Origin of the sequence: Pseudomonas sp. GM49, from assembly GCF_000282355.1 — a bacterium.
In the GTDB taxonomy this organism is placed as follows: domain Bacteria; phylum Pseudomonadota; class Gammaproteobacteria; order Pseudomonadales; family Pseudomonadaceae; genus Aquipseudomonas.
Genome location: NZ_AKJL01000052.1, coordinates 1 through 10,539, shown reverse-complemented (window position 1 = coordinate 10,539; position 10,539 = coordinate 1). Strand labels below are relative to the sequence as shown.

The 10,539-nt window shown below is 59.8% G+C and carries 8 protein-coding genes and 1 pseudogene; 4 read left to right on the top strand and 5 right to left on the bottom strand.

Annotated features, from left to right (window positions below; all coding sequences use genetic code 11):
* Positions 1-119, top strand: a pseudogene (locus PMI29_RS30845) (flagellar protein FlgN); the annotation flags it as partial.
* Positions 120-212: 93 nt separating this feature from the next.
* Entirely contained in the window at positions 213-959 is a 747-nt protein-coding gene (locus PMI29_RS24155; protein WP_007994895.1) for a flagellar brake protein, read from the top strand.
* Positions 960-1,022: 63 nt separating this feature from the next.
* Here the strand turns inward: PMI29_RS24155 and PMI29_RS24160 are convergent, their stop codons facing one another.
* The 4 genes from PMI29_RS24160 to PMI29_RS24175 form a co-directional block, all read right to left on the bottom strand.
* The gene (locus PMI29_RS24160; protein ID WP_007994894.1) at positions 1,023-2,405 is read right to left on the bottom strand and encodes an MFS transporter; all 1,383 of its coding nucleotides are present in this window, start codon (positions 2,403-2,405) and stop codon (positions 1,023-1,025) included.
* Between the two features lie 70 nt (positions 2,406-2,475).
* Positions 2,476-3,720 (bottom strand): glutamine synthetase family protein, encoded by a 1,245-nt coding sequence (locus PMI29_RS24165; RefSeq protein ID WP_162130668.1) that lies wholly within the window; start codon positions 3,718-3,720, stop codon positions 2,476-2,478.
* 201 nt (positions 3,721-3,921) lie between these two features.
* Positions 3,922-4,614: a sensor histidine kinase gene (locus PMI29_RS24170; protein WP_007994892.1), complete on the bottom strand. Its 693-nt coding sequence runs from the start codon at positions 4,612-4,614 to the stop codon at positions 3,922-3,924.
* Positions 4,611-6,215 carry a tetratricopeptide repeat-containing response regulator gene (locus PMI29_RS24175; protein ID WP_007994891.1) on the bottom strand — a complete coding sequence of 535 codons (1,605 nt, stop codon included), beginning with the start codon at positions 6,213-6,215 and terminating at the stop codon, positions 4,611-4,613. Before PMI29_RS24175 ends, PMI29_RS24170 begins: the two co-directional genes overlap by 4 nt.
* 594 nt (positions 6,216-6,809) lie before the next feature.
* On the opposite strand from PMI29_RS24175, the gene PMI29_RS24180 reads away from it, so the two are divergent.
* Together PMI29_RS24180 and PMI29_RS24185 are read left to right on the top strand one after the other, a co-directional pair.
* Positions 6,810-7,073: a hypothetical protein gene (locus PMI29_RS24180; protein WP_007994890.1), complete on the top strand. Its 264-nt coding sequence runs from the start codon at positions 6,810-6,812 to the stop codon at positions 7,071-7,073.
* On the top strand, positions 7,073-7,786 hold the full coding sequence (locus PMI29_RS24185; protein WP_007994888.1) for a response regulator transcription factor: 714 nt from the start codon (positions 7,073-7,075) through the stop codon (positions 7,784-7,786). Before PMI29_RS24180 ends, PMI29_RS24185 begins: the two co-directional genes overlap by 1 nt.
* A gap of 286 nt (positions 7,787-8,072) precedes the next feature.
* Here the strand turns inward: PMI29_RS24185 and PMI29_RS24190 are convergent.
* The coding region (locus PMI29_RS24190) for a DUF5801 repeats-in-toxin domain-containing protein (protein WP_007994886.1) at positions 8,073-10,539 on the bottom strand (2,467 nt) is incomplete at its 5' end.

Sequence of the window (10,539 nt, the reverse complement as noted above, 5' to 3'; positions counted from 1 at the left end):
AAAAAGCCGCTACAGCCACCCAGCTGAAAATCCTTAACGGCGGTGAAACCCCGGCGCTTTACGATGCCAGCGGAACCTTCTCCAAGCTTGCTAAGCCACGCCCGCTCAGTCAGGCTTAGGCCGGTCGATGAGCCCGCTCTATCCAAGACGCGAAAGATGCTGGCAAAATGCTGGCTAGTCGTAGTCAAATTTTGTCTGGAGATTGATTAACCGTGTCCAATGCCTTATCCGTGGATGATGCTCCGCAGCCACCCAAGGTGCTCTCCACGCCCTTGGAAATCTCCGGCAACCTGCGCCAGCTGCTCGAAAGCCATGACCCGCTGATCATCACGTTCCACGAGCGCAGCCAGCGCTTCCAGAGCTATCTGGTGGAGCTGGACCGTGAAAGCAACATGATTGCCCTGGACGAAATGATCCCCCGCGATGGCGAGCGCTACCTGCTGGCGGGCGAACCGTTCAAGGTCGAAGGCTTCCACGAAGGCGTGCGCATCGCCTGGGAAAGCAACGGCCAATTGACCATCGACGAATCCGGCGGCAGCCGTTGCTACCGCGGCAGCCTGCCCGATGAAGTGGTGTACCACCAGCGTCGTAATGCGTTCCGCGCCGCGCTGAAGCTGGCACAACTGGTCAACGTCAACTTGGACGGCGAAAAGCTCAAGACTTCGATCAGCGGCAAACTGCTGGATATTTCCGCTACCGGCTGCAAACTGCGCTTCGACGGCGACATCACCGGCAGCCTGCAACTGGGTCAGGTTTACGACCGCTTCAGTGCCGAACTGCCCTTTGGCAAGATGACCGCTCCGGTCGAGTTGCGTTATCTGCACTTCGAAGAAAAGATCTCCACCACCTTCGCCGGCGTTCGCTTCCACAACATGAGCGGGCTGGTGCAGCGTCAGGTCGAACGCTTCGTCTACCAGTTGCAACGCGAAGCGCGTCGCTTCGACAAAGACGACCTCTGACAGAGCGTCAACAAAAAACGGGCAGTCCCTTGCGGTGACTGCCCGTTTTTTTGTGCCCTGGATTTAAGGCCTGGCCTCGCTCAAGTTGGGATCTCGTCCTGTATCCGGATCTTCCGGCGGCTGATCGGCTTCAGTTTCGGTGACTGTTTCAGGCTCTGATTCAGGCCCTGGCCCGGCACTTACCGGACCGGTCATCTGATCCTGCACCACCTGCTCATCGACTCGCGGGTCGAGGCAGGCTACCAGCGGCGAACTCGTCATGTTGTCCGGCATGGCCACGTGATGCAGCGGCGCATCTTCCACCTGGTGCAGATTGGTCACCGCTTTCGGACGAATTCGCCACACCAGAACCAACGCAAAGAAGCTGAAAAACGCATAGAGCATCTGGCTGCCGAACAGCTTCATCAGCACCCCGGCCACCAGCGGCCCAATGCTCGCACCCACACCATAGGTCACCAACAACATCGCCGTCAGGGACACCCGGCGATCACCTTCGACGTGGTCATTGGAGAACGCCACCGCCAACGGATACAGGCAGAACTGCACCAGCGAACAGACAAAACCGGCGAGAAACAGAACCTCCAGTGGCACCTGCGGCATGATCGCCAGCGGCAGTGCGGCCAGTGCCAGGCTGAACGCGAAACTGCGGATCAACACCGCCCGGTCGTAGCGGTCGGACAACCAGCCCAACGGCCACTGCACCAGCAGCCCGGCAAAGATGCAGCTACCCATGAACAGGCCGACCTGTTCCGTGGACAACCCTTGCTGCGAGGCATACAGCGGCGCCAGACCGTAGAACGACCCCACGATCAGGCCTGCCCCGAGCACCGTACTCAATGACTGCGGCACGCGCTTGATAAAGAACCGTGGCTCCATCGGCGCCGGATGCAACGGTGCAGGGTGAATCCGCCGGGTCAGGGCCACAGGCACCAGACACAGGGCAAAACACAGGGCGACCAGCATCAGCAGCTCCAGCCCCAGCGCCGGGTGCATGACCAGAATCAGCTGCCCCATCACCAGGCCCAGGTACGAAGCGATCATGTAACCGCTGAACACCAACCCGCGCTGCCTGGCTTCAGCCTGCTCGTTCAGCCAGCTCTCGATCACCATGTACTGGCACATCATGCCGAGGCCGACGATCACCCGCAGGAACAGCCAGGCCGGCAGCCAATCGACCAGGCCATGGCCCAACACCGCCGCGCCGACGATCCCGGCACAGGCCGAATAGGCCCGGATATGCCCGACCCGGGCAATCAACCGGTGACCGATCTTGCCCCCCAGCACCAGGCCGAAGTAGTTGGCGGCCATCAACGCACCCACCCACAGGCTGTCGACATGGTCGGCCGCCAGGCGCAGGCCCAGGTAAGTACTCAACAGGCCCGAGCCGATCAACATCATCAGCGAGGCGAAATACAGCGCTCGAAAGGATTTCCAGATTTGGCGCATCGGCGTTCCGAGCGGCTCCTTGCAGTGAGAATCGGCTACCGCTAAACGATAGCCGGATGTCGACGGATCGTCAGGCCTGGGCTGCTAAAACACGCCGTTCCCAGGGAGTAATTTCATCATAAAAACTGCTCAGCTCCAGGGTCTTCGAAGCGATGTAGCCTTCGATGAATTCCGTGCCCAACAGTTCCCTGGCCAACTGGCTACGTTTCAGACGCTCGAGTGCCGCATGCAAGGTACACGGCAACGAAAGATTTTCCGGTACTTCGAATTCACCCTGGATCGGCGCGCTCGGCTCCAGCGCGTTCTCGATGCCATGCAACCCCGCCGCCAGGCTTGCGGCAATTGCCAGATACGGATTGGCGTCGGCACCCGGCAAGCGGTTCTCGACCCGACGGGCCACCGGCAAACTGGCTGGAATGCGCAAGCCGGCCGCCCGGTTGTCATAGGACCAGCAGGCATTATTCGGTGAGGCGTAAGGGTGGCACAAGCGCTGATAGGAATTCACGTTCGGCGCAAACAACGCGGTGAAGTCGGCCATGCAAGCCTGCTGGCCGGCAATGAAATGGCGGAAGGTTGCCGTCTCCTGCCCTGCCTCATCACTGAACACGTTACGTCCCGAATCGATCTCGACGACGCTCTGGTGAATATGCATCGAACTGCCCGGCGTATGCGCCAACGGCTTGGCCATGCACACCACGCTCAGCCCGTGCTTGAGGGCAACCTCCTTGAGCAAGTGCTTGAACAGGAGCGTCTGGTCGGCCAGCAACAGCGGATCACCATGCAGCAGATTGATCTCGAACTGACTGACGCCCATTTCGTGCATGAAGGTATCGCGAGGCAAGCCCAACGCCGCCATGCATTCGTAGACTTCATTGAAGAAGGGGCGCAGCCCATTGTTGGAGCTGACGCTGAACGCCGACTGCCCATCCTCTCGACGACCGTCCAGCCCCAGTGGCGGCTGAAATGCCTGGGTCGGATCGGTGTTGGGGGCGAAGACAAAAAATTCGAGCTCGGTCGCCACGACTGGCGCCAGGCCGCGGGCCGCGTAACGGGCAATCACGGCCTTGAGCTGGCCACGGGTCGACAGGCTGGAGCTGGTTGCAGTCCCCAGTTCATTCGCGTCGCAAATGGCGAAGGCCCGCGGTGGATTGCTCCAGGGCAAGCGATGGATTTGCGCAGGGTCCGGGATCAGCGCCAGGTCGCCATCATCGCTGCCGTAAAACCGCGCCGGCGGGTATCCGCCCATGATGCATTGCAGCAGCACACCCCGCGCCATCTGCAAACGTCGACCGTCGAGAAAGCCCTCGCAGGTCATCACTTTGCCCCGTGGTACGCCGTTCAAATCCGGCGTCACACATTCAACTTCATCAATGCCCGTCAATCGCTGCGCGAGTGAACTCAGGCCAACGGTCCTCATGACGCAATCCTTGTTATTGTGCGGGCCGCGAACGGCGACCGTACAAAATAGGCTCCGCGTGTTCGGAATTTCAAGCAGCGTCGATAAATATGCTGCCTCTCAGGGCAGGTAAAGGCGGAACACCCCACCGCCCAACGGTCCGCCATTACTGATTTCGGTGCGCCCGCCGACGCCGTTGCGTTGATGCAGCGCGGCAATTCGCCCGGCAAAATAAAGGCCCAGCCCGGTGCTGCCGGTGCTTTGATTGATGCCCTGCACGTAATCGGCCTGACGCTCGATCATCTGCGCCGGATAGCCCTGACCATCGTCATTGATGGTCAACACCAGTTGCCCGGCTTCGTCGCTGACACTGATCAAAACCGCATGCCGTGCAAAGCGAATGGCGTTGTTGATGCAGTTGGCCAATACCGACGCGATCAACTCACGGTCGAAGAAACCCAAAGGGCTCAGCGGATCCACTTCATAGGTGGCCATGATGCCGCGGCTGGCGAACACCTCCTGATGGCAAGCCAGTTGCGCCTCGATGAAGTCGTCCAGTTCATGGTAGGCCGGCTGCAACGGCATCTGGTTGACGCCGAGCTTGTACAGCCCCAGCAACTGCACCAGCATGCCGTTGAGGTGGGCGAACTCGAAGTCGATCACGCCCTGCTCCGGCGTCTGCTGCGCCGACTCCGGCAATCGCGCCAGCCACTGGCTGTGGGCCTGCATCAGCATCGCCAGCGAGTTCTTCATGTCGTGCACGGTAGAGGCGATCACCGTGGAGAAATCCAGTGCCTGTTCGTTGTCGTTCATTGGCCAAACGCCTTGCTTTTGAGCTTCTGGTAACGCGGATAACGCGCGTCGGAATCGGGCATCAGGCCGACCATTTTCAGGCAGACCCGGCATTCTTCCAGCTCCGCCGAAGGAACGCCGGTATCGGTGCCATGCAACAACGACTGCGCCATGTTCAGGGCGATACTGATGTTCTTCGGTTGCATCGCCAGGGCTTTGCGGAATACCTGGCGGGCCTCCACCAGGTTGCCGGTCTTGTACACGCGTACGCCCTGACGGTTGAGCTCCGCGGCGGCGTTGCCGGAGTTGAGGATGGTCGGGTCGTCGGTCTGCTTGGCGATGTCCTTCATGACCGTCGGATCGTCGCCGTAGATTTCCACGCAGTTTTTCAGCATCGCGGTGCCGGCCTCGGTCTGCCCGAGCATTTTCAGTTGCTTGGCTACCAGCAAAGCCGCTTCGGCGCTCATGAATTGCTCCATGCCATCGAGGCGCAACAAGGCTTGCTCGGTGAGCTTGTCGGCCGTTTCCGCGTCGTTGATCAGCAGACTGGTGGCCTTCATCAAGCGCGCACGAATTTGCAGGCCAGGGTCGCCAGGGTTGTCCTTGGCCACTGCGCTCAGCGTGGTATTGATTTCCAGTCGGGTGCGGGTATCCAGCCCCCTGGCGCTGCCCTTGCTGATCAAGGCGTGAGCCAGGCCGAGGTTACTTTCAGGATCCTTGAAACGTGACTGCGCGCCTTGGGCTACAGCCTGACGATAGGCTTTGGAAGCGGTATCGAAGTCCTCGTTGGTCATTGCCAGCTTGCCTAGCAACGCTTGCCGGCGCACCGCCAGCGGCGACAGGCGAATCGCTTCTTCGAGAACGCGCTGTGCACCCTTGGTGTCCCCTTCGGCGACCAGTACGTCGGCCATGCCGTCATACAGCGACGGCATCATCGGGAAAACCTTCAGGGCTTTTTCGTAAATGCCTTTGGCCTGCCCGATCTGGCCGCGCTTGAACAGCAACTTGCCCAACCCGGCAAACGCCCATGGCAATGGACGGTCGGCGATGATGCCGTCGTACAGCCGCTCCAGCGCTTCGTTCTGATTGAGGTCGCGCAGGGCATCGGCGCGATAGCGCAGGCACAGTGGCGAATAGCGGATGTCTTGCTTGCACAGGGCGATGCAGGCGTTGAGCACCTCCATCGGCTTGCCGCGATCGAGGGCCTGCAGGATCGGCTTGAGCAGGGTCTTGCGCTGCTCCAGGCGCTCCAGGCGCTGGGCCAGGCTGGAACGGTTGAACGGCTTGGTCAGATAGGCATCGGGCTCATGCTCCAGCGCACTGAGCACCATGGCCTGGCTGGTTTCAGCGGTGACCATGACGAACACCGCTTCATGGCTGATCAGCTTTTCTTCCATCAGATCTTCGAGCACCTGCTGGCCATTTTTCTTGCCGTCGCCCAGATGAAAGTCCTGCAGGATGAAGTCGTACTGCTTCTGCGAACACATTTTCAGCGCCTGTTCGCCGGTATCGGCAGTGTCCACTTCCTTGACGCCCAGTTCGCGCAGCATCGACCGAACCGAACTGCGGAAGTCCGAGAAATCATCGACGATCAGAAAACGCTTTTGGTGATACGACAGCATCGAAGATTTCCAGGCAATTTAAGAAGAAGAACCCAAAGGCAAATACACAGACGGACTCAGCTTCGCAGCCCTTGATTTGGCGCGCAGATGATAGCTGGTAGCCCTTAGCCAGCAAACGCCTTCTCATCGCCAATCAGTACATGCATCGACCGCGAGAGACGAAGAAGCGGGTAACTGTCCGGGTTATCGGCCAGCCATGGCATTCCCTTGAGAACCTCCCCCAACGCTCACACTGAATATATGAAAGCGTTACTGAAAACGAGAGCGGCCAGTGCTGCTCACTGATTTCTTCAAGCTCCGGCTTGCAGGTGGCTCGGCCAGGCAAATTTCGCCGACAAATTGACTAAGTCGAAGTCAGCCTTCCTAACTGCACACCATTTGTCGGTTAATTGACGATTTTGATCAGGGTCAGACTTTGGTCGCAGGCCAACTGTGGCGAGTCTAATACCTTGATTTTCGAGGGTTACCCCTTCCTTGAAATCATCAGCCAGGCCTACCCGCACGGGGCTTTTATCGAGGACTGACGGATGGTCAGGCTGGCAGCACTCCGGGCTGACCTAGACTCCGTTGAGAGGCATGCGGGAGCACATCATCATGCGTATTCTGTTGATAATTATTCGTATTTATTTCCTCTCTCGGGCTTTGCCTGCCTTTTGGAAACGTTCGCCCCTTCTGCCGGCGCTGTTGATGGAAACGACCCCGGGGCCGCTGGTTGCCAATGCCTGGGCGGGCACCATCACGGCCTCCCGGCGTTCAAATCTGTCCCTCAATCACGGCGACCCAGTGAGCAAGTTGCTGACTCAGGAAGGCCAGCGGGTGGAGGCCATCGTTGGTTTTTCAAGGGGGTCAGGAAGATGATGACTGACCAGGAAAAGCCAATAGGCGTGATGTTGATCGATTGTCGCCCCCTCGTGCTCAAGGGCCTTCACGACTTGATTGACTCCAGAAAGCCCCGAATGGAAGTGACAGGCCAGGCCACCACCTACACCAATGCGCTGAATCTTGCCGATCAGTTGCGGCCCAATGTCATTTTTTTCAGTTTCTTTCCGGATGCACTGAATCCTCTGGAGGTCGTCGCAGGACTCACCCGTAGCGCCGAAATGAAAGTGCTGCTGCTCAAGGGCCTGTACGAAGCCGTCCCCGCGGCCCAGGCGATAGAGGCTGGCGCTCGTGGCATCGTGCTGGCGGAAGACCCGACGGAATCGATTATCCAGGCCATCCTCAAGGTCCATCATAGCGACTTCGCAATGGATAGAGCCTGGGCTGGCGGCCTTGCCGGCTATACAGCGGCCGGGCATATACCCTTGAAATGCAATCGGGAGCAGGCGAAACAGGCGCGGCTGACGCTGCGCGAGAGAGAACTGATTTGCGCCATCGTGGGCGAACCGTCCGCCAAATATGTGAGCATCGCCGGGCGCCTGGGGATCAGCGAGCACACCGTGCACAACCACCTCAGCAACATCTATCAAAAGCTCAATCTCATCAACCGCATCGACTTGCTGATGTATGCGCTGAAACACGGACTTACCAACAACGAAGCACCGCCCTCCACCTGGGTGGAAATGGATTGAATTTCAAGTCAATACAAGACGGTCTGCCCCTCACTTTCAAGGGGGGGTAGGCCATCACCGTGTCGCCATTCCTGTCGGTAGCCTGGAACAGGGTGACCGCAATGCTGATGTGGTTCTCGGTATTTCCTGCTGCGTTAACCTGTATCTACCCCGCCGCGCTCTTTAAGCCTTGTGCTGCTCGCCAGTTCACAGCGGATGCGATCATCCGGATCCGTAACAGAACCGCAAAAAGAATGCGAGGGTGGTTTCCTAGGCCACCCTCGCATCCGTTCACGCGCGCAAAGCTTCAAGCACTGCCAAAAAAGATGTCGGTACTCTGGATATGGGCCCCGACCAAGGTGATGGTCGTTGTTTGTCCGCCAGACTCGGCAACCGTCACGACGCCGTCCGCGCCGGTGTTGTTGATCGATTGGACAACGGCGTTCGGGTCGCCGTTGAGCACCAGCTTGTCCTGCACGCCTGAGCCCACATCGAAGCCGGTAACCTGGTACAGGTTCTCATTGACTGACAGATCGATGTTGAACGCATCCTGCTTACCGATCGTGCCAACCAGCGAGAAGTCGAAGGATGCGTTGGTCGGGTCGTTGGCGAACAGGTTGGCGTCAAACGTACTCGTCGCCGAGTCTCCATCCTTGTCCGTCAGCGTCGCGCTGAATGCCAGCTGGACATCGCTGGCCAGACTCTCGCTCTGCTGAATGAACTGGATCACCGGGATCTTGACATCGCCCCGCCCCATCGTCAGCTGGACAGCGTCGATCAGTACCGTACCCTCCTTCTGGACAAGGAAGGACACCTGCCCGCCAGCCTCCGGCGTCAGGGTGTTCACCTCGACGCGGTTCGAAAACGTGCCATCCGCGTAGTAGATCCTGTAGTACAGGTCCTCGGTCGCCGTGTTGTAACCCGCCACGGAGTTGTCGATGAAGACCTTCATTCCCGTCAGCAGGCTCTCTGGATTGATGACGAAACTTTCATCGGCGGCGCTGATTGCCGCCAGGTTATCGCCCTGGAACACGTTATTGGCGACGCCGATGCCGGACGTGCTGACGTTCATGGCCGCCGGGTCTATGTACGACGGCAGGGGGTTGGTCTGTAGCGCGGCTTCGGTGGGGTCGGGTGCTCCGAGCCCAATGCCGCTCAGGATGTCCGCAGTCGACGCCAGCGCCTTCGCGGAAAAGAACACAATCTCCTCGGATGTCGAAGGAATGGCCGGGTTACTCGTCTGCGGAATTAACAACGTGCGCACCGAATCCGGGCCACCGGCAGCGAGCGAGCCATCGGCACTGCTGAGCACTATCGTCGAACTGAAGCCTTGCACCAGATCCAGTGCATAGCGACCATCGGCATAGGCGGTCAACGTGTAGTCGACGGTGGTATTCGCCGTTGCGGCGTTGTTGTCGAAATCACCGGTCAGCGTTCCTGCGAAGTGGTACGCGCCATTGATATCCGGTGATAGCGCCAGCTCGTTGAGCGTGCCGGTCCCGGTCGTGGTCGTGTTGTCTGGCCTGATGAGGGTGAACTGGTTATTGACCAACGAAATATCCAGACCGGCCGCACCCAGCCCGTCGGCTCCCGTCGCCATATTCCAGAACCCGGACTGCGCAAGGACGCTACCGGTCCCGATCAGGTTGCCGAAAGTGAGTGCCGGGCCGTCGTCCTTGAACACCAGGTTCTGTCCAATGTTCAGCGTCGCCTGGGCACTGTCGCCGTCCCTGTCGGTCTTGATCGCCGTCAGTGTCACCAGGTTGTCCGCGGTCAGGCTCGTCGAATCATCGGGATTGGCTGCGTTGGCATGCACCACGGCCCGGAGCTGGTCGAGCGTGACACTGCCATTGGCGGCGACACCGACCGTGAACACCAGCAGGTTGCCCGTGGCCGTGCGGCCTTCGACCACGGTGCCATTGAGCAACAGGTTCACCGCGTCGCCCGTGGCCGTGTCGGTCAACCCGGAGGCTCCGGCCACCACGCCCAGCGCATAGGTCAGCGTGCCGGCATCATCGGCGCCAAACGCCGAATTGAAGTTGGCGGCGAAACTCTGGGTAGCGTTGGTCGCCAGTATCGTCTCGTCCACCGTCAGTGTCGGTTCCACCCCGGTGGTGGTAATGCTCGGTCCGTCGTCCTTGAACACCAGGTTCTGCCCGATGTTCAGCGTCGCCTGGGCGCTGTCGCCCTCCTTATCGGTAATGGTCGCGGTCAGCGTCACCAGGTTGTCCGCGGTCAGGCTCGTCGAGTCATCCGGATTGGTTGTATTGGGATGCACCACCGCCCGGAGCTGGTCGAGGGTGACGCTGCCATTGGCGGCCACGCTGACCGTGAACACCAGCAGATCACTCGTGGCCGTGCGGCCTTCGACCACGGTGCCGTTGAGCGACAGGATCACCGCATGCCCCGTGGCCGTGTCGGTCAGCCCGGAGGCTCCGGCCACCACGCCCAGCGCATAGGTCACTGTGCCCGCCCCATCGGCGCCAAACGCCGAATTGAAGTTGGCGGCAAAGCTCTGGGTCGCGTTGGTCGCCAGTATCGTTTCGTCCACCGTCAGCGTCGGTTCCACCCCAGTGGTGGTAATGCTCGGTCCGTCGTCCTTGAACACCAGGTTCTGCCCGATATTCAGCGTCGCCAGGGCGCTGTCGCCGTCCTTGTCGGTCTTGGTCGCGGTCAGTGTCACCAGGTTGTCCGAGGTCAGGCTCGTCGAGTCATCGGGATTGCTGGTGTTGGCATGCACCACGGCCCGGAGCTGGTCGAGCGTGACGCTGCCA